Source organism: Pedobacter sp. KLB.chiD (assembly GCF_047040275.1).
In the GTDB taxonomy this organism is placed as follows: Bacteria; Bacteroidota; Bacteroidia; order Sphingobacteriales; family Sphingobacteriaceae; genus Pedobacter.
Genome location: NZ_CP178207.1, coordinates 4,019,053 through 4,042,499, shown reverse-complemented (window position 1 = coordinate 4,042,499; position 23,447 = coordinate 4,019,053). Strand labels below are relative to the sequence as shown.

21 protein-coding genes are annotated in these 23,447 nt (G+C 38.4%); 4 read left to right on the top strand and 17 right to left on the bottom strand.

Annotation, left to right across the window (positions count from 1 at the left end; all coding sequences use genetic code 11):
• Window positions 1-31 precede the first annotated feature (31 nt).
• From ACK1I8_RS16550 to ACK1I8_RS16520, 7 genes are all read right to left on the bottom strand, one after another.
• Complete coding sequence (locus ACK1I8_RS16550; RefSeq protein ID WP_412466415.1) at window positions 32-2,326, bottom strand: Tex family protein; 2,295 nt, start codon at window positions 2,324-2,326, stop codon at window positions 32-34.
• A 387-nt stretch (window positions 2,327-2,713) separates the two neighbouring features.
• Entirely contained in the window at window positions 2,714-3,700 is a 987-nt protein-coding gene (locus ACK1I8_RS16545) for a pyruvate dehydrogenase complex E1 component subunit beta (RefSeq protein WP_090982977.1), read from the bottom strand.
• Between the two features lie 366 nt (window positions 3,701-4,066).
• Window positions 4,067-4,624: a GNAT family N-acetyltransferase gene (locus tag ACK1I8_RS16540; RefSeq protein WP_412466414.1), complete on the bottom strand. Its 558-nt coding sequence runs from the start codon at window positions 4,622-4,624 to the stop codon at window positions 4,067-4,069.
• A 220-nt stretch (window positions 4,625-4,844) separates the two neighbouring features.
• Complete coding sequence (locus ACK1I8_RS16535) at window positions 4,845-7,700, bottom strand: PD-(D/E)XK nuclease family protein (protein ID WP_412466413.1); 2,856 nt, start codon at window positions 7,698-7,700, stop codon at window positions 4,845-4,847.
• 7 nt (window positions 7,701-7,707) lie between these two features.
• A complete protein-coding gene (locus ACK1I8_RS16530; protein WP_412466412.1) occupies window positions 7,708-10,926 on the bottom strand; it encodes a UvrD-helicase domain-containing protein in 3,219 nt (1,072 codons plus the stop codon).
• 78 nt (window positions 10,927-11,004) lie between these two features.
• Entirely contained in the window at window positions 11,005-11,796 is a 792-nt protein-coding gene (locus ACK1I8_RS16525; RefSeq protein ID WP_412466411.1) for a ThiF family adenylyltransferase, read from the bottom strand.
• Window positions 11,797-11,916: 120 nt separating this feature from the next.
• Window positions 11,917-12,660, bottom strand: coding sequence for a TatD family hydrolase (locus ACK1I8_RS16520; protein WP_412466410.1), 744 nt, complete (start codon window positions 12,658-12,660; stop codon window positions 11,917-11,919).
• 100 nt (window positions 12,661-12,760) lie between these two features.
• On the opposite strand from ACK1I8_RS16520, the gene ACK1I8_RS16515 reads away from it, so the two are divergent.
• Window positions 12,761-13,309 carry a thioredoxin family protein gene (locus ACK1I8_RS16515; protein ID WP_412466409.1) on the top strand — a complete coding sequence of 183 codons (549 nt, stop codon included), beginning with the start codon at window positions 12,761-12,763 and terminating at the stop codon, window positions 13,307-13,309.
• Between the two features lie 72 nt (window positions 13,310-13,381).
• Here ACK1I8_RS16515 and ACK1I8_RS16510 read toward each other — a convergent pair whose 3' ends face one another.
• From ACK1I8_RS16510 to ACK1I8_RS16480, 7 genes are all read right to left on the bottom strand, one after another.
• The gene (locus tag ACK1I8_RS16510) at window positions 13,382-13,591 is read right to left on the bottom strand and encodes a hypothetical protein (protein ID WP_412466408.1); all 210 of its coding nucleotides are present in this window, start codon (window positions 13,589-13,591) and stop codon (window positions 13,382-13,384) included.
• A 154-nt stretch (window positions 13,592-13,745) separates the two neighbouring features.
• A complete protein-coding gene (locus ACK1I8_RS16505; RefSeq protein ID WP_412469384.1) occupies window positions 13,746-15,365 on the bottom strand; it encodes a glycoside hydrolase family 3 protein in 1,620 nt (539 codons plus the stop codon).
• A gap of 192 nt (window positions 15,366-15,557) precedes the next feature.
• On the bottom strand, window positions 15,558-16,133 hold the full coding sequence (gene nadD / locus ACK1I8_RS16500) for a nicotinate (nicotinamide) nucleotide adenylyltransferase (RefSeq protein ID WP_412466407.1): 576 nt from the start codon (window positions 16,131-16,133) through the stop codon (window positions 15,558-15,560).
• Window positions 16,134-16,280: 147 nt separating this feature from the next.
• Window positions 16,281-16,664, bottom strand: a complete 384-nt coding sequence (locus ACK1I8_RS16495) for a type II toxin-antitoxin system VapC family toxin (RefSeq protein WP_412466406.1) — start codon at window positions 16,662-16,664, stop codon at window positions 16,281-16,283.
• The gene (locus tag ACK1I8_RS16490) at window positions 16,664-16,867 is read right to left on the bottom strand and encodes a DUF2281 domain-containing protein (RefSeq protein ID WP_412466405.1); all 204 of its coding nucleotides are present in this window, start codon (window positions 16,865-16,867) and stop codon (window positions 16,664-16,666) included. Before ACK1I8_RS16490 ends, ACK1I8_RS16495 begins: the two co-directional genes overlap by 1 nt.
• Before the next feature lie 35 nt (window positions 16,868-16,902).
• Complete coding sequence (gene gmk, locus ACK1I8_RS16485) at window positions 16,903-17,469, bottom strand: guanylate kinase (protein WP_412466404.1); 567 nt, start codon at window positions 17,467-17,469, stop codon at window positions 16,903-16,905.
• A 79-nt stretch (window positions 17,470-17,548) separates the two neighbouring features.
• Complete coding sequence (locus tag ACK1I8_RS16480; protein ID WP_412469383.1) at window positions 17,549-18,412, bottom strand: YicC/YloC family endoribonuclease; 864 nt, start codon at window positions 18,410-18,412, stop codon at window positions 17,549-17,551.
• A gap of 531 nt (window positions 18,413-18,943) precedes the next feature.
• Between ACK1I8_RS16480 and ACK1I8_RS16475 the strand changes: the two genes are divergently transcribed.
• Both ACK1I8_RS16475 and ACK1I8_RS16470 read left to right on the top strand, forming a co-directional pair.
• Window positions 18,944-19,660: a hypothetical protein gene (locus tag ACK1I8_RS16475; protein ID WP_412466403.1), complete on the top strand. Its 717-nt coding sequence runs from the start codon at window positions 18,944-18,946 to the stop codon at window positions 19,658-19,660.
• Between the two features lie 6 nt (window positions 19,661-19,666).
• On the top strand, window positions 19,667-20,377 hold the full coding sequence (locus ACK1I8_RS16470; RefSeq protein WP_412466402.1) for a hypothetical protein: 711 nt from the start codon (window positions 19,667-19,669) through the stop codon (window positions 20,375-20,377).
• Between the two features lie 105 nt (window positions 20,378-20,482).
• On the opposite strand, the gene rnc is transcribed toward ACK1I8_RS16470, so the two are convergent.
• The 3 genes from rnc to ACK1I8_RS16455 form a co-directional block, all read right to left on the bottom strand.
• Entirely contained in the window at window positions 20,483-21,211 is a 729-nt protein-coding gene (rnc, locus tag ACK1I8_RS16465; protein WP_412466401.1) for a ribonuclease III, read from the bottom strand.
• A 94-nt stretch (window positions 21,212-21,305) separates the two neighbouring features.
• Window positions 21,306-22,559 (bottom strand): beta-ketoacyl-ACP synthase II, encoded by a 1,254-nt coding sequence (fabF, locus tag ACK1I8_RS16460; protein WP_412466400.1) that lies wholly within the window; start codon window positions 22,557-22,559, stop codon window positions 21,306-21,308.
• A gap of 21 nt (window positions 22,560-22,580) precedes the next feature.
• Window positions 22,581-22,817 carry an acyl carrier protein gene (locus tag ACK1I8_RS16455; RefSeq protein WP_008508386.1) on the bottom strand — a complete coding sequence of 79 codons (237 nt, stop codon included), beginning with the start codon at window positions 22,815-22,817 and terminating at the stop codon, window positions 22,581-22,583.
• Between the two features lie 158 nt (window positions 22,818-22,975).
• Here ACK1I8_RS16455 and ACK1I8_RS16450 point away from each other — a divergent pair, with 158 nt between their 5' ends.
• Window positions 22,976-23,395, top strand: coding sequence for an IPExxxVDY family protein (locus tag ACK1I8_RS16450; RefSeq protein ID WP_090984244.1), 420 nt, complete (start codon window positions 22,976-22,978; stop codon window positions 23,393-23,395).
• The last annotated feature ends 52 nt before the right edge of the window (window positions 23,396-23,447 follow it).

Sequence of the window (23,447 nt, the reverse complement as noted above, 5' to 3'; positions counted from 1 at the left end):
ACAAGTTTACCTGTGCCGCTCATTAACCATATTATTTAAACATCCCTTTAAGCTTTGCCAATTTTTCCTGTAAATCGCCATCTGCATCTTTTGGTTCATTACGCGGCTTGAAGTTTTGTTTGTTATTGTTATTCGGTTTAAAATTCTGCCTGGGTTTCTGCTCTTTCAACTCCCGGTTGCGGACTTCAGACTTCGGACCCACCTCAGTTTTCATCGATAAGGAAATCCTTTTCCGGGTCACGTCAACTTCCATTACCGTAACCTCTACCTTTTGATGCACTTTCACCACGTCATTTGGATTAGCTACAAAACGGTTAGCCAGCTGACTGGTGTGGACTAAACCATCCTGATGTACGCCAATGTCAACAAAGGCTCCAAAATTGGTAATATTGGTTACAATTCCCGGTAGTTTCATACCCACTCTTAAATCAGAAATTTCATTCACACCATCGGTAAAGTTGAAAGCCTCAAACTGTTCCCGTGGATCGCGGCCGGGCTTCGCCAGTTCTTTTAAAATATCATTCAATGTTGGCAAGCCGATTTCCTCTGTTACATATTGCTGTAGTTTTATCTGTTTTTGCAATTGTGTGTCTTTCATTAGCGCAGAAACGGTAGTACCCAGGTCTTTAGCCATTTGATCCACTACGGCATAACGTTCAGGATGTACACCGCTGGTATCCAAAACGTTTTCGGCATTGCGGATACGTAAGAAACCTGCTGCCTGCTCGTATGCTTTATCGCCCAAACGAGGTACTTTTTTTAAGCTTTCGCGGTTTTTAAAAGCACCATGTGTGTTCCTATAATCGACAATGTTTTTCGCTAAAGTTGGTCCTAAACCAGAAACGTAAGCCAGGATCTGTTTTGAAGCCGTATTTAATTCCACCCCTACCGAATTTACTGCACTGATTACGGTATCGTCTAAACTTGCCTGTAATTTATTCTGATCAACATCGTGCTGATATTGGCCAACACCGATAGATTTTGGATCAATTTTAACCAATTCGGCCAATGGATCCATTAAACGGCGACCAATTGAAACAGCTCCACGCACAGTAATATCATGCATGGGAAATTCTTCTCTGGCCACTTCTGATGCGGAATAAATTGACGCACCACTTTCGTTAACCATTACAATCGTAATGTGTGGTAAATTTAATGCGCGCACAAAAGCTTCAGTTTCCCTACCGGCAGTACCGTTACCAATAGCTATGGCTTCAATTTCGTACTTCTCGCAAAGCTGTTGGATCGTAAATTCAGCATTTTTAATATTACCCTGTCCGGTATGCGGATAAATGGCAGTATTTTCTAACAGCTGACCCTGCTTATCTAAACAAACCACCTTACAGCCTGTACGGAATCCCGGATCGATGGCCAGTACATTTTTTTGCCCCATTGGAGCCGCTAGTAACAATTGACGTGCATTTTCGGCAAAAACCCGGATGGCTTCTTCATCTGCTTTTTGTTTGGTAAAAACACGGAGTTCGGTTTCCATTGCTGGCTCCAATAAGCGCTTGTAGCTGTCTTCTAAAGCCTGCTGAACCTGTTTAGAAGCCGCATTATTATCTAAAATAAACTGATTTTCCAGTATAGCAATGGCCTCATCTGCAGGTGGAAGTGCATCTAATCTTAAAATCAGTTCCTTTTCGCCACGGCGCATGGCCAGTACACGGTGAGATGCAGCTGTTTTGACCGGCTCGCTCCATTCAAAATAATCCTTATATTTAATCCCTTCTTCTTCTTTTCCTTTGATCACTTCCGATTTAAAGACGGCTTTTTCCTGGAAATAGGTTCTCATTTTGTTACGGGCCTCTGCATTTTCAGAAATCAGTTCGGCAATGATATCCCTTGCCCCGGCCAAAGCTTCGTCAGGCGAGTTTACACCTTTTTCGGCATCGATAAATTTATCAGCCTCATCCGCAAGGTCGAAACTGTGCTGCTCAAATATCTGCAGCGCCAAAGGTTCCAAGCCTTTTTCTTTTGCAACCGATGCACGTGTTTTACGCTTGGGTTTAAATGGAAGGTAAATGTCTTCTAAAAGCGAAATGCTTTCTGCTTCACTGATCTTTTTTTCCAGTTCGGGCGTTAATTTACCGAGTTCGTTCATCGATTTTAAAATCGCTTCACGGCGTTTATCTAAATCGCGTAATTGCAAAACCCGATCGCGGATGGCGGCTACCTCAACCTCATCTAAACTACCGGTTGCCTCTTTACGGTAACGGGAAATAAACGGAACGGTTGCGCCTTCATCCAACAGGGTTACGGTTGCGGTTACTTGTTTCTCTGCAACTTTTAGTTCTGCTGCAATTATTTTATGGTGGGTTAACATATCCTAAAGGGTAAAATAAAGGAAGCAAAGCTAATCAGGATTTGTGGGATTTAATGATTTTTAACATGAAGTTTTCCACCGAAATTTGTGAGTAAGTTTTTGAAAAAAAAGAGCCAATGATCAGCGTTCAATCATTTTTCAGGTTTTACCAAGCACATGTTAAACTAAGTTATTTTCTACAAACTGACCACATGTATCATATAAAAAACAGAAATATTATAGCTTCATTTTTTTTGATTTTCTACGGTTTTTAGTATCTGTACATTGCAACATTTTAGGGTACCACTCCATAGTATGGGAATAAAAAATCCCCCAAATTACTTTGGAGGATTGATATCTAAAAAGCATCTTCGCTATGCTCAGATCCGATAACTATCGGATGACATTTTATTTTTTAACGTACATTACTTCTTTTACCGCTTTAACTACACGCTCCGCATTAGGTAAGCTTGCTGCGATTAAAGTTGGTGAGTATGGAAGTGGAACATCTGCACAGGTAATACGTAAAACTGGTGCATCTAAATAGTCGAATGCATGTTTTTGTACCATGAAGGCAATTTCGCCAGAAAGCGAAGCCAATGGCCAGGCCTCTTCTACCACAACCAAACGGTTTGTTTTCTTAACTGATTCGATAATAGTCGCATAATCGATAGGGCGTACAGTACGTAAATCTATCACTTCAACGTTAATTCCCTCTTTGGCTAACTCTTCCACCGCAGGATTTACCACGCGGGTTAACATTTTGCCAAAAGTTACAATGGTTACATCTGTACCTTCTTTGGTTACTTTAGCTTTACCAAGTTCGATATAATACTCTTCTGCCGGAACATCGCCTTTATCACCATACATTACTTCCGATTCCATGAAAATTACCGGATCGGGATCAAGGATTGATTGCTTTAATAAACCTTTTGCATCGTAAGGTGTAGCCGGAACTACCACTTTTAAGCCGGGAGTGTTAGCGTACCAGTTCTCGAAGTTTTGAGAGTGTTGTGCACCTAACTGTCCTGCGTTACCTGTTGGGCCACGGAAAACCATCGGGCATGAAAACTGACCACCGCTCATTGATAAGATTTTAGCCGCTCCGTTGATAATCTGATCGATCGCAACTAAAGAGAAGTTAAATGTCATGAACTCTACAATCGGAATAAGTCCAGCTGTAGCTGCACCAGTTGCAATACCGGCGAAACCTAATTCGGCAATTGGGGTATCGATAATTCGTTTTGCACCAAATTCATCAAGCATACCCTGACTTACTTTGTACGCACCGTTATATTCTGCTACTTCTTCACCTAATAAAAAAACGCGGTCATCTTTACGCATTTCTTCGCTCATGGCTTCGCGAAGTGCTTCTCTAAATTGGATTTCTCTCATTGTAAATTTTAATAACGGTGGCAAATATAATTATTAATCGCTTTGAAACCAAAGGCTAAAATGCCTATGTTTTGTAATAATTATAAGTGATTTGCCTGATTATTTAACGTTTTTTTAAGCGTAATTTTTTGTTAATTCCTTGTAAGGAGAAATATTATTGGGCAATTGAGTTTTTGTTAAGCGTTTTATGTTAATGCCTGTGCTTTTTCCGAAATATAGCCACCCCATCCACCTGCTTTGATTTCGCGTGGAGCTACGAAGTCAAGAACCATTCGGTGCTTCGTTAAATCTATTTAGATCTCTCTGCCAGCACAGGCGGGCATCCCGTTTCGTTTCAGTCGAGTTGGATGATCTGCTTGTTTAGATTTAGTGATTCGGGTTCAACAATCCATAAATTTCACTATCCAGAAACTGGCCCCTAAAATAATAATCCTCTTTGAAATGTGCTTCTTTTACAAAGCCGTGTTTGATCAGTATCTGTCTGGAAGCATTGTTTTCTACATTAATGTTGGCACTGATGGTATGCAGGTTAACCTCATTAAAACCAAAATCAATTGACCGTTTTAGGGCTTCTGAAATAATTCCCTGCCGCCAATAATCAGGATGTAGCATATAACCTATCTCTGCGCGGTGATTGGCAAAATCAGTACGCCAGTATCCGATTGAACCAATCATTTGCTTAGGCTTATCCTTTAAGGCAATTACCCAGGCGAGGCTATCTCCATTTTCATAGCTATTTCTAATTCGGGAAATAAAGTCTTTGACTTCAAAAATATCGTTCGGTCTTTCCCTGTCGATATATTTCATTACAGTTTCGTTGGTCCGCATGGCAAAGAGTGCTTCGGCATCGGCAAGATCATGTTCGCGCAGGATCAAACGCTCGGTTTCGAGTACGGGGAAATTTGTAAAATTTAAGGTTAGCATTTTTAAATTTAAGAGATTAACTGCAAAGCATGCAATGTTTTCGCAATGTATGGAAAGTTTTGTTTCACCGGAGGAAACACAGCGATTTACGCAGAGGGTGATTAAGCTAAGTTTTAATGAAGCTCGGCTTCTGCTGTGCTTTTTCCTCAGTTTGCCCGCTGGTTATTTTTATTGCAGATTTAGCGCCCTTTAAGGTTAGTTCGCTTTTTTGCGGTCACTACTATTTTCCAAATAAAGTTTTATAAATAGAATATTTGTAATTCTCCTCCACTTTGCTGGCCATAAAATAGGGTGCTTCGAAAAGTTCAGTCAGTTTTCTTCTCAATTCGGCAAGAAATTCCGGTTTAATTTCTTCTAAATAGGCTCCTGAAAGGTTTTGCCTGCCTGATTTAAACCAGACACCATCTGCACTCATGGTTTTTACTACGTATAGATTTGGTTCTACAAAACTTTTGCCCGAAAACTGTTCATAGGCATAGGTGTATAATAGGGTCTGGATCAACGCTTTATTGATGTGTTTACCATCAGAATTGAACAACTCAGGAATATCTTTGAACGTGAGCTTATCGCTACCGGTTTTATAATCAATAATTTTGGTTACGCCATCCTTTACATCAACACGATCGATAAAACCAAAAATTTTGATACTGGCTTCTTTTCCCCTTAGCGGGAAACTGATCTCGGCCTCTACCTTTTGTTCGAGACTGATAATGGTGAAAGGGGTTTGCGCTTCATCCTGATTTAAAATGATATTTACATAGGCCTCTACAATGGATAAGATAACTTTTTGCATGCCCTTATATTCCATGATCATATCAGGATTTTTGAACATCACCGCGTTAAAGGCTTTTTGTATCAGTTTAGGAACCTGTTTGCGTTTTTCTTTAATACGCGCTATAGTAATTTCATCAGATCTTAAATCTTCGTAAAAATATTCCATCACTTTATGCAAAATCGAACCGATCTCATTAGCTTCTACCACTGCACTGATTTCTTTCGGTTCTTTAATGCCTGCAATGTAATTGAAGAAGAAATCTATCGGATTGGAAATGTACTGGGTGAGTGCTGAAGGGGAAAGCACCTTTTTCTTATCAAGGTATTTTTGGAGTGTTGCCTGAATGAAGGCATTATTTGTTTTCTCGATCTTTACTTCTTTAAAGGGTTCCGTTTTTACTTCAAGATTTAGTTCATTATAAGTGAATTCGAAACCACTTTCATACTCCAGTTGCTTTAGTATTCTGCTGGCTTCGCCCGAGGTAGATTCGTCTGTCAGGCTGTTATAGACAAAATTGATATTCTTGGCCCGCTGTAATAGACGGTATACCATATAAGCAGAAATGGCATCGAGATTTTCAAGAACCGGCAATCCATAAACACGACGTATTGAATCTGGAATAAAGCTGTTACCGATAGATGATTTCGGGATAATGCCTTCATTAAAACCTAAAATTACCACTTTGTCGAAATTCAGGTTCCGGGTTTCCAGCAATCCCATTACCTGGATTCCATTCAAAGGGTCGCCTGAAAGTGGTACCGCAATGGCCTGCATTGATTTTTGAACAAGATAAATGACAAACGGAATTTCTTCTTTACCGATGTGGTTGCTAAAAGTATCGTGCAAACGGTTCAACTCCTGAATGGTTTTTACAAACAGTTCCGCATCGATTTTTTTGAGCGTTTTTGCATTTGATAATCGGGTGAGTACATAATCCAGTACATCCAACAGATTGGTAACCACATGTTGTGGATCGTCGGTTTTTTTATAAAAAGCCTCAAATAGGCCGCTCTGACGTAACAGCCGTTGATGATCAATCTCTACCTGATTTTCTTCCAGCAGTGCGGTTAAAATTTTATCACGCATTTTTTGGGTAAGACCAGTTAGGGGATGGGTTAAAAAAGCTTCTACATTTTTGTAACTTACTTTATCGCGCTGTAAAATCTCCAGCTGACTCGCCAACCACAAATCAATCAAACCAAAAATACTGGAGGTTGACAAAGCAAAACCCATTGTTACATTAAGGTCAATCTCTTTGCCGTTCAGGTTGGTTGGTATTGTTTGAAGAGTGGGAATTAATAAACTTTCATCTGCTAAAACCACCACTGTTTTTCCAACAGTTTCGGCTGCAGTATAATCTTCTGCTAAAATATTGTTCAGGATTTTAGCCTGTGCAGATTGCCCCTGAACCTTAAAAACTTTTACCTGGTGCGGGGCCGATTTCATTAAACTTTCCTGGTCGGCAAATTCATTCTTCAAACCGAGTTGACTGATGTTTTTACGGAGGAACAAGCCTGCTTCCTGCGAAATATCGTCTAAATAATATGGATCGGCATCGAAGTAAAACAAAGCTTTACCAGCTTCCTGTAGCTGGGTAAATATTTTGGCTTCGGCACTGCTCAAAGCATTAAATCCAACAAAAATGATCTTTCCCTTATCAAAATTCGAAATGAATCCCTGATGACGGGTGATATCATCAGCCAGATACCGATAAACGGAACCATTGGTTAAATAGCCTTGCGCTTTAAGTGTTGCGTGGTATTTATGGTAAAGTTTCGGCATCCTGCGCCACATCTTGATAAAAAGTTCCTGCTGTTTTTTATGTTTTCCTTCAGAGTAAGAAGTCCAGAATTGGGCAAGAAACTCATATTGCTCTGCACTTAAATAATCGAAATCTTTATTGATGACCGATATATCTTCCAGATCTCGGTATAATTTTTCTGCATCAACCAAATCGGCATCAATCTGATTAAAATCGCTTAAGATGATTTTTGCTAAAGGAAAAAACTTATGGCTCGAAATGGTTTCTAATTTTTCTTCAGCAAGCAGTTGATTATAAATGCGGTGCAAAGTAAAAAACTGCAGGTAAAAATCGGCTATTTTATAACTGGTAGAACTGGCAAAGAACTCTTGTATGGTAAAAAATGCAGGACTGAAAAATGGTTTACCAATGATATCTGCAAAGTGTTTCTGTAAATAGGCCGATGGCCGTTTATTATTGAAAACGATGGCGCAGTTTTCCAACTGGTTATCAAACCGGGCAACTAAATCTTCGGCAACTTCCTGTAAAAATGGTTTCATCTGCATATTAAACTAATTTCAATTTGCCTTTAACTGCATAGAAGAGATAGGTTTTGATATTTTGGTAACCCATCTCTGAAAGTAAAATTCTGTAATTATTGACCTGTTCAATGTGTTTGTCGCTCTCCTCGATGGTAAATTTATAGTCAAGTATTATCACTTCATCGGCATTAATCAAAACCCGATCAGGACGGTGCAGTTTTCCACTGGCATCGATAATGTTTTTTTCTACAATGCTTTCGCTGGCCTTACCTAAAATCTCTTTTAATTCGGGGTGTTCCAGTACTTCAAGTGCGGATGAAATTAATTTCTGCTTTTCTTCCTCCTGGATAATGCCTTGCAAAACCAGGTTGGAGGTGTAATCATCAACTTCTTTTTGTGTACTGGCGCTGGCCAGGATATCGTGCAGTAAAGAGCCTTTTCTACCTGATTTTTCAATATTCACTAAATGTTTCAAGTGTTTGTCTTCTGAAGGGATGTAAAGTTCGGATAAGCGCGTTGTAGTTGGATAACTATCGAGGTTGATAAAATTCGAATCTTCCATCTTATTTTCAATTGTTACAGGTTCTACAATTTCGTACACGCCGTTTTCATCAAACTGCTCATCAAAAGTGAAATTGATTGCATCGCCCATGTTGGATAATTTCAATTCCTTTTTGGCCATGGTAGCTATGTAAAGATAATCTTTGGATCGTGTAGTGGCTACATAGAGCATATTTAATGCATCCATGTTATTGTAAAGCAACTCTTCGTAATAGGCTTTTGCAATTGCTGAATCGGCCAGTGCTTCATTGTATTTTAATGGAATGCCTTTTAGCTCACTATAAACCGTTTCTTCTGAAGACACCCAGAAAGTGCCATTAGGTTTACCCTTAATTTCCCAATTACAGAAAGGCACAAAAACAGCCCTGAAAGCTAAACCTTTCGATTTGTGAATGGTAATAATCTGTATGGCATCGGCACCTTCCGGCGATGGTAATGATTTTTTAATACCATCTTCTTCCCACCAGGTTAAAAATGAAAGGATACCTTTTTCGCCCAGTTTGGCGGCAGAGGCTGTCAAATCTCTAAAAGCAAGCAGGTAGGGTAAGTTGGTGATGAGACTTTTTAATCCGTAACTTTCAATCAATATTTCTACCAGCTCGGGTAGGGGAAGCTGTAACCAACTTTGCCAGTTTTCGCACAAAGTAACCGGTAAAACGGCAGTAAGCGTGCTTAAAGGTTTATTGGTCAGGTTGAGGTAATAACTGGCATCTATGTCCTTGTTGTGCAGCGCATGGTAGAGGGCTATACAGTTGGCCTTGTATAATGCTGTTTGTGCTTCTAAACCGATCAATACTTTTAATGTGTTAATGATGAGCTGTATGGCCGAGTTATTCGAAATCAATAGCGCATCGCCAGATAAAACGGGTAAGTTATGCTCCATTAATTTTTTAACCGTCAGTAAAGCTTCACTGTTCGATCGAACCAAAATGGCAATATCTTTTAGTGCATATTGCTGTTCGTTTCTGAGATAGTTTATTTCATTAACAATATCATCTAATGCAATATCCCTAAAAACAGTTTCGGTAAAACGAGCTTCATCCGGTGCATGATCTTTGCCGAATTTTTTGATTTTTATGGTTCCGCCTTTTAGGGTATTGGTTGCAAAGTTTTGTGTAGAGCTACCATAAATATCGGTAATAATCTGCTGGTAATTTTGTTCTAGCCACCATCTGGAAATGCTTTCGGGTTTGGTGGCCAGGTTTTCATTCAATTCGTTCTGCAAGGTTAAGGGAATAGCCTTGTAAAGGAAATTATTGAAAGTGATGATGTTTTCGGCACTACGATAATTCTCGGCTAAACTTTCTTCCAATACATTTTCTGCACCAACATCTAATTTGGCATATTTATGCAGGATGTTCCAATCGCCATTACGCCAGCGGTAAATAGATTGCTTGGTGTCGCCAACAATCAGGTGGTCAATCAGATCCTGGCTCGGTGTGGCCATTGCATTAGTCAATAGAGACTTAAAGCTGCCCCACTGACTGGTAGAAGTATCCTGAAATTCATCGAACAAAAAATTGCGGTAACGGTTGCCTACTTTTTCCCAGATAAAAGAAGGGTTGTCTCCGGCATCTTCGGTAATTCCTGAAATCAGCTTTTGTGCATCACTGATCAGCAGGTTATCGTTTTCCGCCCTGTATTCTTTCAAAAGCATAGCGATTTCCTGCATCAACCTCAAATAATAAAGGTTTTTATTGAAGGCAATAGCCAGACTGTAGTTGGGTAAATGTGTTAAATAGTGCGTTTTTAACTTTTTTAGTATCGGATTTACCGTATCAAAAGCTTCAGGGAAATTTGCATTTTTCTGAAACCATTCATCGGGTTGATCAATCAGATTGAAAAGAGGTTCGATCTTTGAAAAATCACCCCTGGCAACGAGAATAATTTTAGCCAGCGGACTTCTGGATTTCCCTTTCAGGTGTTCGGTTTCTACCCCGGTTACATTCAGAGCTTCGTTTGCTTCTGTTGCCAGCGAAACCAGTTCTTCCTCAAAGCTTTTGATTTCTGCCTTAGTAAGGCTGATGTATTTTTTAAATAATTCGTCGATGTTTTCCAAACCAAGAGCGTTTACCGCATCTTCAAAAATCTGAAAACGTTCAGAAAATATTTCGCCGATCAGGTTATAAAGTTCGAATTTATAGTTCCAGCTTTTATTGTCGCTAATGCGTTCAATGGCCAGATCGATAATCCATTGTAACAGCTGCTTGTTGTGATCTAAGGCCTCATCCAGTTTGTTTACCAGATCATCTTTCACCTTATCATAATTCATCTCTAAATTATAATCGGCGTTTAGGCCTAGCTCAAAAGCAAAACCCCTGATTACTTTCTGGACAAAACCATCAATGGTGCTTACAGAAAAACGGCTGTAGTCATGCAGAATTTTACGGTATATTTTATCTGCTTTGATCTGTAACTCCTGTGAGCTTAATATCGGATAGGCGTTAAGAATTAGTTTCCGATAGTCGTCGATTTTTTTTGACAGATCACCTTTTGCCAGTCCAAGTAATACTTCCAGTATTCTGGTTTTCATTTCCTCTGTTGCCTTATTGGTAAAGGTTACGGCCAAAATTTCGCGGTATTTGTTATCGCCGCTAAAAAGCAGTGTGAGGTAATGTGCGGTTAAACTAAACGTCTTACCTGAACCTGCTGAGGCTTGAAGAATTTTGAGGGGCTGGGGCATAATGTGATATTTCTCGGAAATTTAAACTTACAACAATTTAAAATTTTTCCGAAATCATGATATCAACAATACACCTGTTTACGGTTTTTTCTTCTTTTTGGCTAATGTTTTATGGCTGATCCTTGCAGGCCGTTCGGCCATTTCAATAGGAAGCCCAAGTAAATCGCGGATCACTACCGAAGCACATACGCCGCCAAATGCTGCTGGCAGATAGGAAACTGTACCATAAGCCGAGCGTTTGAAGTTGCTTCCATCGGTCATGATCATAGAATTTTTATCCATTTCTTCTGTGGAGAAAACAGCTTTTATTTTTGCCGCATTGGCAAGTTTATTCAGCCGCTTACGCACATAACTGGCAAAAACACATTGATAAGTCTCAGGCAGCAAGGTAATTCTTAAACGTGTGGGATCCATCTTACCACCTGCGCCCATTGAACTTACAATGGGGATGTTTTTTTCCAATGCCGTTCCTAATAATGTAATTTTAGGCATTACACTATCAATACAATCCATAATATAATCGAAACCGGCTTCTAAAATTTCCCTGCATTTCTCTGGCGTAAGAAAGGTGTTCACTACATGCAGTTTTAATTCGGGATTGATAGACAATAAACGTTCCTGCATAATTGCAGCCTTGCTGACACCATGATTGGTGGCCAAAGCAGGTAGCTGCCTGTTCCGGTTGGTGGGGTCAACTACATCACCATCAACAATGGTCATTTCACCAATTCCTGAACGGCAGATAAATTCGGCGGCAAAAGAACCCACTCCGCCTAAGCCGACTACGAGAACATGTTTGGATTGGAGTTTATCTATTCCATCATTACCTACAAGCAGGGCAGAGCGCGAAAGCCAGCTAACATCAGACATATCAATTTTTATATTTAACCACAGCTGAAAAGGATGGACACAGATTTCACCTTGTCTTATAATGCGATGGTTCGTTTTTTATATTTAACTAAAAAGTAAAAATTTTCTGTGTCTTCCTGGCTAATTGTTCAGTTTAATCCAGTCGGTAAAAATACGAGCTTTGAGTTCATCTACACTACAATTTTTTAAAATGGCTGCTGCTCCGTAAATTTCCTCAATTGAAATATCAGCGTCGTCTGTTTCCAGGAAAAAACTATTGGTATTTTTAATCAGTTTTGCTGCGCCAGAGTTTTCCTTCAACACCGTCAAACCAAAGGAGAGTAAAAATCCCTTATCCAATAGCTGTTTGCCAAGTTCTTCGTTTTTATTAAAGCCGTGAATGATCATGGGTACTTTAACTTTCAACTGGTCTTTAAGCGCAATTAATTCCGCGAAACATTTAACACAATGTAAAATCAAAGGTTTTTTGACTTTTTCTGCCAATTCAATCTGCTTTTCCAGAATTTTAATCTGATTCTCCAGGTTTTCGCCCCTTAAGCGATCTAAACCACATTCTCCAATCTGTTTTACATTGGTTTGATTGGCTACAACACTTAGATATTTCATCTGCTGGTCGAGATGGTCAATTTTGGCAAACCATGGATGTAACCCAACCGAAATGGGTTTCGTTTTCGGCATCGCTAAAAAGATATCCTGGGTTAACGACAGGCTTTGAATGCTGATCACACCAGTTTGAGTAGCCACTTTATGGGTATGTATATCTAAGAAATCCATTTGGATACAAAGATAGTTAAATGTAAAATGGGCAATGTAAATGTGACAATGGAAAAACTCAAACAGGTTTAAACCTTTCGATAAAAACAAGTTATGTTAATGACCAATGAATGTTTCTGCTCTGTAAAGAATTTGCGAATAATCTACAATAATACTAGACTTTACTACATTTGAATATTATTTAAAAAAAATGAAAAAATTAGTCATTTTATTAACTGCTGTATTGATTTCTACTGCGGCTTTTAGTCAGGTAAAAAAAGAAGGCGTTCATATTTATAACCCACAGGCAGATGCTAAATCGGATATTGCCGTTGCAGTTGCAAAAGCAGCTAAAGAAAATAAACATGTGTTGTTACAGGTTGGCGGTAACTGGTGCAGCTGGTGTATCGCCTTTCATCATCTGGTGGATAGCACAGCGACGTTAAAAAAATACATCGATGATAACTTTGAGACGGTGTTGGTTAATTATAGTCCTGAAAATAAAAACGAAAATGTTCTGGCTGGTTTAGGCTATCCTCAACGTTTTGGTTTTCCGGTATTCTTAATTCTTGACGGAAAAGGTAAAGTATTACACATCGAAAATTCGTCTTATTTAGAAACGGAGGAAGTTGGTGCTAACGGTAAAAAGAAAGTAGGACATGATGTAAAGAAAATTACCTCATTTTTAAAGGGCTGGACAAAGGCAGCTGTTGATCCTGAAACTTATAAAGTCAAAGCCAAGTTAGAGTTAAGGTCTTAGGATTAGGGTGTATGGTAATTAGCTTAAAAGAATGAAAAGCCGTTCTAATGTAAGATTGGAACGGCTTTCTTATTAATCGTCTAGCTCATCTTCATCCACCTCGTCATCAAGGTTTAATTCATAAGATGCTCTTGAAGCTTCATCGGCTTGCTCCAGCAGATCTTTATCGTGTTCAATGCTGGTATCATCACCACTAATTTCACTGATATTTTCTACATCATCCTCTCTGCGTAAAGCATCGTTAGGATCGTTTGAGTAATTGTCGTCTTCCGGATCTATCATAACTTTAAGGTTTTATATTACATAATCATTTTGATGGTGAAATTGTTTTAGGAAAAGCTTAAAGGCCAAAGGCTAAAGCTGAAAGACCCGGGAACTATTCAATGTAAAACTGCCCTCTGTGATAAATATCTATTTTTGTTTTATGGGTTAACAATTAAAGTCCATCACCAAATTTATAAAACGGAGCCACACTCACGGGTAACTTACCTGTTGGTACTATGCGGTTATTAATTACAGCAGCAGCTGAAATCTGCATAAAATCTTCTTTTTGATAGGCGACAACCAGACCTTTGCTATTTTCTAATCCGGATAAGCCCGTTAGGTTATATGGGTTGGCAAATAAGGCAAAAACAGCATTCTTAGTCGACAGTTCTTTAATAAAATTCTTTACACCGGCATTCAGCGGTATATTATTGGCTGGCCTTGATCTGCTATCATGAATGCCCACAATTACCTGATCAAAAGCACTGATTTCACGGGCTATATTTGAAATTTGGGCGGCACTGGCATCTTTATCCAATACGTAATAAACAGAGTTGTAATAACCTTTTGATATCTCTTTCTGAAAAGTAGTTACGGAAGGTACGCCAATACTGATAATTGCGGTTCTTCTGATCGGGATCAGCCGTTTAATATAATCTTTACCTTTGAGCAGCGTTACCGATGCATTTGCCAGTTCCTGTACCAAGGCATTGCTTGCATTGCGGTTAACCCCTGCAATAATGCCTTTGGTTACAATGGTATCGCGTTTTGCCAGCCCGGCCCAATACTTTGCCGTTAATATTTTTCGTACGCTTTGGTCAATTTCAGCCATACTTACACGATTATGCCTTACTGCTTTACGTACCAGTTTAATGGCCCTATCGCTGTTTTCTGAAAGTTCTATGATATCATTGCCTGCAATGATCCCCATCAGATCAGCCTCGCCATTTTTAAAGTATTTCACTACACCTTTCATATCCATGGCATCCGAAATAATCAACCCTTTAAAGCCTAATTTCTGTTTTAAAATACCAGTAACAATAGGCTTAGAGAGGGTAGAAGGTAAATTCGGGGTGTTATCCAAAGAAGGAATGTTCATGTGTGCAATCATTACGCCAGACGCTCCCTGTTTAATCAGTTCTTTAAATGGATACATTTCTAAAGTGTCCAAGCGTGTGGCAGAAAATGTAAGCTGTGGCAAATCGTAATGTGAATCTACATCAGTGTCGCCATGGCCAGGAAAGTGTTTCAGTGTTGTTAATAAGCCACCATCCTGCATGCCTTTCATATAAGATGCAACTTTGTTCGTCACATTATATTTGTTTTCGCCGAAAGAACGATAGTTAATTACCGGGTTTTTTGGATTATTGTTAATATCCGCATCCGGGGCGAGGTTCATCTGCATTCCCATCCGTTTATAATCTTTAGCCACTTCCAAACCCATTTTATATAAAAGTTCTCTGTTCTGGATAGCACCCAAAGTCATTTGGTAAGGATAAGAAATGGTACTGTCTAAACGCATGCCAAGGCCCCATTCCCCATCATTTGCCACGATCAGTGGTACTCTGCTCAGTTTCTGATAGGCATTGGTGGCAAGAGCTTGTCTTACTGGACCTCCCTGGAAAAAGATCACCCCACCCAGTTGTTCGCGTTTAATTACCTGGCCAACCGAATCGGTATATTTTTGACCTAAATTGGTATGGGCACGCACAAAGAACATCTGTGCAATACGCTCCCTGCGGTTGAGTTTGTTAAAAACCGAATCGACCCATTTGGGTTGGTTGGCTAACATTTCTAAATAGGATTTTTGTTGTGCGCTGCCAGAAAACGCAGTTCCACAAAGGGCAATGAGTATAAAAAGATTTTTTTTCACTTATTTTGTTGTATCAGGTTAGCTAAATTAATAAACCAAAGCCGTATTAAACAAAAATCCGTCCAACTAATCAATTTAATACAGTAAGTTTAAAAAAAGTTATGCTGCAGATTAAGATCTGTACATCCCTTTGCCTTCAATAAAGTCGATTACTTTATCGGGCAAAAAAAACTGTACACTTTTTTTCTCTTTAATGGCTTTGCGGATAAATGTTGACGAAATTTCCATTAAAGGGGTTTTTGTAAAAGTAATGGAGGGGTGATTTTCCCATTCATTCACATTCGCTCCCGGACGGGGATAGACATAAATATGATAGTTTTTTAACAGTACCTCATAGTTTTTCCATTTTTTTAAAGATACCAGGTTATCAGCACCCATAATCAGTACAAATTCCTTTTCCGGATATTTTTCGTGGAGATAGGTTAGGGTATCTATGGTATATGAAGGCTGCGGTAATGCAAATTCAATATCACTAACACGGATATGCTCTGCATTTTCAGTAGCTAACCTGGCCATTTCCAACCGATCATACATGTTAGTCAGACCGCTTTTATCCTTTAATGGGTTGTGTGGAGAAACCACCAGCCATACCTCATCCAATTCGGTATGGTTAGCCATATAATTGGCAATAATTAAATGCCCTGTATGGATAGGGTTGTAAGAACCGAAGAAAAGACCGGTTTTCATGTTTATAGGTTTTCAGTATTTATAAAATCTTCATTGCGATGCTGATTCAGTGATCCTAAGCAATCTAATCAGTGATAAGATAGCTTCAACCTTGTTCTCTTTTTTCGCCGCTATGGTTCGCAATGATGGATTTATCAGATGATTAGTTTACCAATACATTTTAGTCTCATAAAAGCTAAAGTTTTGGTCCTTTGTTAAAATAGTTAGATTTTCCGAGATGCCTTGAGCAATTAGAATTCGATCAAAAGGGTCACGATGATGGAAATCTAATTCATTCAGTTTAATAAGATGGTTGAATGATATTGGTAATATTTCTATTTGATTTTGATCTAGAAAGTCTAAAATTTTATCGAAGTCTGCATTTAAAAAAAGCTTGTTTAATTTACATTTTATCGCAATTTCCCAAATGCTTGCCATACTGATAAAACATTCATTTTTTAGGTTTTTGATTTCATCAATTATCTTCTTTGGCAAAGACGAATCTCCATTTATGAACCATATAAATGTATGCGTATCTAACAGAAGCTGCATCACATATAATCTTTAAAGTCTTCTAATGGCTCGTCGAAATCGGCAGACATTTTAAAAAAATCTTTAGCATAACCAAATTGCCTTTCTTTTAGTTTTTTACTTGCTTTCGATTTTTTCTTTAGAGATAAGACAAAATCAGACACTTGCTTCTTCAGATATGAAGGCAATGAAGATATTTGGCTATATAATTGAATATCAGTCATCAATCAAATATAAAGATTTCTGCCCGCTTAAGAAACTACTTTTTTAAAAAATCCCCCACCAATTGCTCTGCTTCGGCGCAAGCAGTGGCCAAATCGTAATTTTTTAAGATCACATCAAATTTATCCGCATATAGCAATTCTTTTTCGGCTTTGATAAAACGTTCCTGTAATTTTTCAGGACTGTCGGTTCCGCGGCCGCTCAAACGCTCTTTTAGCACCGCTAATGATGGCGGCTGAACAAAAATAGCTAAGGCGTCGTTTTCGTACTTTCTTTTTAATCGGATGCCACCTTCAACATCAATATCGAAAATCACATGTTTGCCTTCATTCCAGATGCGTTCTATTTCTGAGCGTAAAGTACCATAAAAGGTGCCGTTATAAACTTCTTCAAACTCTACAAATTCCTGGCGGGCAACTTTGTGTAAAAACTCTTCTTTCGTAATAAAATAGTAATCGTTTTCATGTGTTTCGTCACCCCTTAATTCGCGGGTAGTTGCAGAAATAGAAAAGCTCAGTTCAGGAAATTTCTTTAATAAATGGTGTACTATGGTGGTTTTACCTGCTCCTGATGGTGCTGAAAATATGATTAATTTGCCTTGCATGCCTTAATATTATTGTAGGGTTGAAAGTTAAAGGTTGAAAGGTTGCTTATAAACATTGCAACTTAACAACGTTCAAACATTACAACACATTTAGTAATTGTTCTTTTATCTTTTCTAGTTCTTCCTTCATTCCTACCACAAATTGCTGCATTTGAGCATCGTTCGCTTTAGCGCCCATGGTATTAATTTCTCTACCTATTTCCTGCGAAATGAAACCCATCTTTTTGCCGTTTGCTTCTTTACTTGCCAAAGTTTGTAAGAAATAATAGCAATGGCTTTTTAAACGTGTTTTTTCTTCCGTAATATCAATTTTATCGATGTAGTAGATCAATTCCTGTTCAAAACGGTTTTGATCAATATTTACCTTACCCACCGCATCTTCTAAAAACTGGTTAAATTTATCGCGTATGGCCGAAATCCTTTTAGGTTCAAGTTCTTCCACCGATTTAAAGTACGAAAGGATGTTTTTAATGCGCAGTTCCAAATCCGACTTTAAAACAGCACCTTCATCTTCCCTGAACTGGTTAAAGTTGGCCAGGGCTTCAGTAAAGATCTGGTATAGATGGTTCCATTCATCTTCGCTAACACTTTCTTCTTTGTAAGTAATTACATCAGGAAAGGTTAGGGCGGTTTGTAGCAGATTGCTACTGTCTGCACTCAATTCATTATTAACAGCAACAAGCTGCTGGTAGTAGTGGCTTAGTAAAGCGGTATTAATGGTAGCACCGGTAACTTCACCATTGGTGCGTTCTATCGTGATGCTTAAGCTTACCTTTCCCCGTTCGATATCTTTGCTGCAGATGTTGCGCAGGATCAACTCTTTATCAGAAAAAGCTTTAGGATATTTTAAATTTAGCTCCAGGAACTTACTGTTGAGCGATTTGATTTCGACACTATACTTTGCATTTGCATAATCGGCTGTTGCTAAGCCGTATCCTGTCATGGATTTTATCATGCGCAAAGATAGGGTTTTAAGCTGAAAGGCGAAATAATAGTAATGGTCAAGTTGCAGCCCTGCTTTTCATTACAAGTCCTCGCTGCTGTGGGCTTTTCATTTTATCCGATGGGTATCGGATCAGGTTTAGGTATACAGTACGGCTATTTTCGGCAGGGCTGTGGCCTATATGGTGCAGAACCTCTATCCTTAAATCTGACGGGAGTGAACATCATCCACAAAAACTCATGTGCTGATGATAAAAGGCGATGATGAGCAGGAGCAAAAAAAATACCCTCGCGAAATAGTAGATAAAACCGACCGTAGTTTTTTCATAGGATTAACGTTTATTTAACAGTTTACATCCTGAACAAATCTTATTTTTACAAAATTATAGATAGAAAAATTTTCAAACGAAAAAGCTTGTGATTTTCTGGTTAAGACATAAATTAACAGGGGAAAGATACAACAAAGCCTACCTGCTATTGAAATAGAATCTGATCTACACTATGCTAATCATTAACTTGCCAATTTAATATAATGAAGCATTTGAAAATTATTCTTTTACTCGTCATTTTAACACATGGCGTAAAACTGAATGCCCAGAATTTTGTGCTGAAAGGTGTGGTGATTGAAAAAGGTTCTAATGTGCGGATCGCCCTGGCTAATGTGATTAACCTGCGCAGTAAAATGGGTACAACGAGTAACGATATTGGCATGTTTCAGTTAAATGCCAGAATAGGCGACACGCTTTTCATTCAGAAAAAAAACCTCAACGATCAAAAAATTGTTGTTAAAACAGATGATGACCTGGTTGTTTTTTTGGTTAGGGGAAGCACCATGCTAGCAGAAGTGACAGTTAAAGGGCAGACCAGGAAACAAGAGATGGAAGATATAAAGCGGGATTTAAAACACAATGGTTCTTTTTTTGCTGGTAAACCGCCATTAATTTTATTAAATCCTCTTGGTGGTAGTCCATTAACATTTTTTTATGAACTTTTTGGAAAAACACCAGCAAGAGCGCGTAAATTTAACCGTTATTATAAAAAGGAATTAAGTTTGATCGAAGTAGATAAGTTTTTTAATAAAAGTTTAGTTTCGGATAATACGACATTAACCGGTAAAGACCTCGACAAATTTCTTCTTGATTACTACCCAACGCGTAACATGACCCTTAATTGGAGCAATTATGACGCGGTTAAATACATTAAAGAGTCGGCTAAAAAATATACCGATACTTTAAAGCACACAAATTAGCATAGCATGAGAAACTTTAAATTCGCCTTTACACTCTTTGTTTTTACCGTAATAAGCTTTTTGGCAAAGGCACAAGACTTTATTGTGAAAGGTGTGGTTATTGAGAAAGGTTCAAATGTCAGAATTGCATTATCAGAAATTACGAATCTGCGTACAGGAATAGGGGTTGGCAGTAACGATATTGGCATGTTCCAGTTAAAAGCCAGAATTGGCGATACACTTCTGGTAACCAAGAGAGACCTGATTGATCAGCGTGTAGCGGTGGGCAGTGAAAAGGATCTGGTCATTTATCTCGTTAGGGGAAGTACCACTTTAGCTGATGTAACCATTCGGGGAAATACTAAACAGCAAGATCTTAATGAAATTAAGAGAGAGTTTAAAAATAAAGGCGTTTACAATGGCGGTAAAACGACTCTGTTATCAGCTATATTTAGTCCTTTAAACGCACTTTATAACCTCTTTGGTACTGATCCTAAAAACGCAAGGAGATTTAGCCGGTATGCCGATAATGAGATTAAACAATCGCAGATTGATGTATACTTTAATCAGAGCATGATAAAAAATAATACCGAATTAAGAGGCGATACTTTAGAAAGATATATGCTCAATTGTCGGCCTGAATTTGATAAAGCACAGTACTGGAACAGTTACGATTATATCAAATATATTAAAGAATCTTCTAAGAAATTTATTGATACGCTGGGGAAAGGAAAGTAGTTTTAGTCCCAGTCGGGAGTCAATAAGCGAGTTTGGAGTTGGGAGTTTGGAGTTTGGAGTTGGAGTCAGTTAAGTAGTTGGGAGTTACCCAGTGACCGGTAAACCTTAGATACTTAATACTTCACAAGCTTTCTCTGCGGCGAGTTTTTCTGCATTTTTCTTATTATAATCTCTGCCCGTACCCACTTTTTCGCCTTCTACTACCGCACTGATAGTGAATAATTTAGTGCTTTCGCCTTCACCGTTTTCAGCCAGTTCGAACAGTACATCTTTACCATGGCGCTGGCACCATTCAATTAATTTACTTTTAAAATTGGTTTCAGTGAGTTCGAGGGTATGGATATCGATATGTGGTTTTACAATTCTGCGCAATAAAAACTCTTTGGTAAAATTATATCCCTTATCCATGTAAATGGCGCCAACGATAGCTTCGAAAGCATCACCCAGCATAGAATTGTGTTTGGTTTGGATGCTAACGGAACGCTGATCAAACTGGATAAGCTTATCAAAACCAATTTTTCTAGCCAATTGATTTAAATTGGCCCGATTCACAATTTTTGAACGCATTTCGGTTAAAAAACCTTCTTCTTTGTAGGGATAATGTTTAAAGAGCAGTTCTGCTATTACCGAACCCAGAACTGCATCGCCCAAAAATTCCAGACGCTCATTGCTGCTCCTACTTCCATTTTTTAGAATTTTTGCCGCAGAACGGTGTCTGAACGCCATTCTATAAAGCGTAACATTACCTGGAACAAAGCCTAAAATATTTTTCAGCTTTTTAACAAACTCCTTATCAGGAGAAAGATAGAGTTTATATAATTTTAATATCGGCATTAAATAAATAACACAATTAACGGCTAATTAGCATATTTAACTAAGTTATCTATTTTTAATTAGCATACAAAATTATATACCAATGCTGTTCTAATTAATCTTCGTATTTCTTGAAAATAACAGAAGCATTATGGCCACCAAAACCGAATGTATTACTTAAAGCAGCTCTAACAGTACGTTTTTGAGCTTTGTTAAAAGTAAAATTCAATTTAGGATCAAATGCAGGATCGTCTGTAAAGTGATTGATTGTTGGAGGAACGATATCGTTTTTAACAGCAAGAATTGCTGCAATAGCTTCAACAGCTCCAGCGGCACCCAAAAGGTGGCCGGTCATTGATTTGGTTGAACTAATGTTTAAACGATAAGCATCTTCACCAAATAATGTACCAATTGCTTTGGTTTCACTAATATCACCAAGTGGTGTAGAAGTACCATGTACATTGATATAATCTATATCAGCCGTTGTTAAACCAGCATCTTTTAATGCATTGGTCATTACCATTCTGGCGCCTAAACCTTCAGGGTGTGGTGCTGTGATGTGATTGGCATCAGCACTCATTCCACCGCCAACAAGTTCTGCATAAATTTTTGCACCTCTTGCCTTAGCGTGTTCAAGTTCTTCTAAAATAATGGTTCCCGCACCTTCACCGGCTACGAAGCCGTCCCGGTCTTTATCAAAAGGGCGTGATGCTGTTGCCGGATCTTCATTACGTGTTGACAGGGCATGCATGGCATTAAAACCACCCATACCTGCCTCATTGATGATTGCTTCAGAACCACCGCTGATAATTACATCAGCCATACCCAAGCGGATATAGTTAAAGGCATCAATCATGGCGTTTGTTGAAGAAGCGCAAGCCGAAACAGTTGCAAAATTTGGCCCACGCAGGCCGTATTTAATCGAAATATGGCCTGGAGCAATATCTACGATCATTTTAGGAATAAAGAATGGATTGTATCTTGGCGTACCATCTCCCTTGGCAAAATTCGAAATTTCATCCAGGAAAGTTTTCAACCCACCTATGCCCGCACCCCAGATTACACCTATCCGGTTGGTATCTAATTTTTCAAAATCAAAATTACCATCCTTTACAGCCTCATCTGTTGCTACAAGAGCATATTGTACAAACGGATCTAGCTTGCGGGCTTCTTTTTTCTCCAAAAAGTCTTCAGGATTAAAATTTTTAACCTCGCATGCGAATTTGGTTTTGAATTTTTCAGTGTCAAAACCTTTAATAGGAGCAGCGCCACTCACCCCGTTAGTCAACCCTTCCCAAAAATCGGGAACATTATTGCCTATAGGAGTGAGCGCACCCAACCCTGTTACTACTACTCTTTTTAATTCCATTTATACTGAAAAAGCGTAATTCTATTTAACGTTTTTTTCCAAATAAGCAATTGCTTGGCCAACTGTACCGATGGTTTCAGCCTGATCATCAGGAATAGCTACATTGAATTCTTTTTCAAATTCCATAATCAATTCTACGGTATCTAAAGAATCTGCACCTAAATCGTTGGTGAATGAAGCCTCTGGCGTAACTTCGCTTTCGTCAACACCTAGTTTTTCTACGATAATAGCCTTAACTCTTGAAGCAATATCAGACATAATTTTATAATTTAATGGTTAAATAATTCTGTGCAAAGAAAAATAAATTCTTACAATTTTCAAATGTTTTTATTTCGATACGTAATTTTGGTACCTCAATAACACAGCGAATATAGAATTAGTTTTTTAATTTCGTTCTGTAAATAATTTATTTCGCTTTGAATAAGACTTACCTAAAACTTACCTTAGACCTTGATTTTACACTGATTGCGATTACAGCACCCCTAAAAGACTATGTGCTTTGCCACAAAATTAATACCCGGCTAAATACACAATTTGAAAAAATCGAGGATCACGAAATATTTTTCAATATCGATGAACCCGCCTGGTCCTTCTCTAAGTATTACTTTTTTGTAGAGCAAGGTGAAGTAGAATACTATTTAATCTGCAATAAAAGTAGCGATGGCTTTCTCATTCCGGAGATGAGCAAAGTAGATTTTTTTATTATCATAAAAGAATTTATCGATAAGGAAGATTTGGATTATTTAATTAACGGATTGAATAAACTGCCTGATATACAAGTGGCTGCAAAGATTGATCCGACAAAATTAAAGAGCCGCGAAAATTTGGTAATATAAAAATTATATACATGGTGTATTAAATACACTATATTTGGCAGTTACAAACAAG

Coding starts and splice junctions, on each gene's coding strand:
- ACK1I8_RS16550 (WP_412466415.1), bottom strand. CDS start 2,326: ATGTTAACCCACCATAAAATAATTGCAGCAGAACTAAAAGTTGCAGAG.
- ACK1I8_RS16545 (WP_090982977.1), bottom strand. CDS start 3,700: ATGAGAGAAATCCAATTTAGAGAAGCACTTCGCGAAGCCATGAGCGAA.
- ACK1I8_RS16540 (WP_412466414.1), bottom strand. CDS start 4,624: ATGCTAACCTTAAATTTTACAAATTTCCCCGTACTCGAAACCGAGCGT.
- ACK1I8_RS16535 (WP_412466413.1), bottom strand. CDS start 7,700: ATGAAACCATTTTTACAGGAAGTTGCCGAAGATTTAGTTGCCCGGTTT.
- ACK1I8_RS16530 (WP_412466412.1), bottom strand. CDS start 10,926: ATGCCCCAGCCCCTCAAAATTCTTCAAGCCTCAGCAGGTTCAGGTAAG.
- ACK1I8_RS16525 (WP_412466411.1), bottom strand. CDS start 11,796: ATGTCTGATGTTAGCTGGCTTTCGCGCTCTGCCCTGCTTGTAGGTAAT.
- ACK1I8_RS16515 (WP_412466409.1), top strand. CDS start 12,761: ATGAAAAAATTAGTCATTTTATTAACTGCTGTATTGATTTCTACTGCG.
- ACK1I8_RS16510 (WP_412466408.1), bottom strand. CDS start 13,591: ATGATAGATCCGGAAGACGACAATTACTCAAACGATCCTAACGATGCT.
- ACK1I8_RS16505 (WP_412469384.1), bottom strand. CDS start 15,365: ATGTTAGCCAACCAACCCAAATGGGTCGATTCGGTTTTTAACAAACTC.
- nadD (WP_412466407.1), bottom strand. CDS start 16,133: ATGAAAACCGGTCTTTTCTTCGGTTCTTACAACCCTATCCATACAGGG.
- ACK1I8_RS16495 (WP_412466406.1), bottom strand. CDS start 16,664: ATGCAGCTTCTGTTAGATACGCATACATTTATATGGTTCATAAATGGA.
- ACK1I8_RS16490 (WP_412466405.1), bottom strand. CDS start 16,867: ATGACTGATATTCAATTATATAGCCAAATATCTTCATTGCCTTCATAT.
- gmk (WP_412466404.1), bottom strand. CDS start 17,469: ATGCAAGGCAAATTAATCATATTTTCAGCACCATCAGGAGCAGGTAAA.
- ACK1I8_RS16480 (WP_412469383.1), bottom strand. CDS start 18,412: ATGACAGGATACGGCTTAGCAACAGCCGATTATGCAAATGCAAAGTAT.
- ACK1I8_RS16475 (WP_412466403.1), top strand. CDS start 18,944: ATGAAGCATTTGAAAATTATTCTTTTACTCGTCATTTTAACACATGGC.
- ACK1I8_RS16470 (WP_412466402.1), top strand. CDS start 19,667: ATGAGAAACTTTAAATTCGCCTTTACACTCTTTGTTTTTACCGTAATA.
- rnc (WP_412466401.1), bottom strand. CDS start 21,211: ATGCCGATATTAAAATTATATAAACTCTATCTTTCTCCTGATAAGGAG.
- fabF (WP_412466400.1), bottom strand. CDS start 22,559: ATGGAATTAAAAAGAGTAGTAGTAACAGGGTTGGGTGCGCTCACTCCT.
- ACK1I8_RS16455 (WP_008508386.1), bottom strand. CDS start 22,817: ATGTCTGATATTGCTTCAAGAGTTAAGGCTATTATCGTAGAAAAACTA.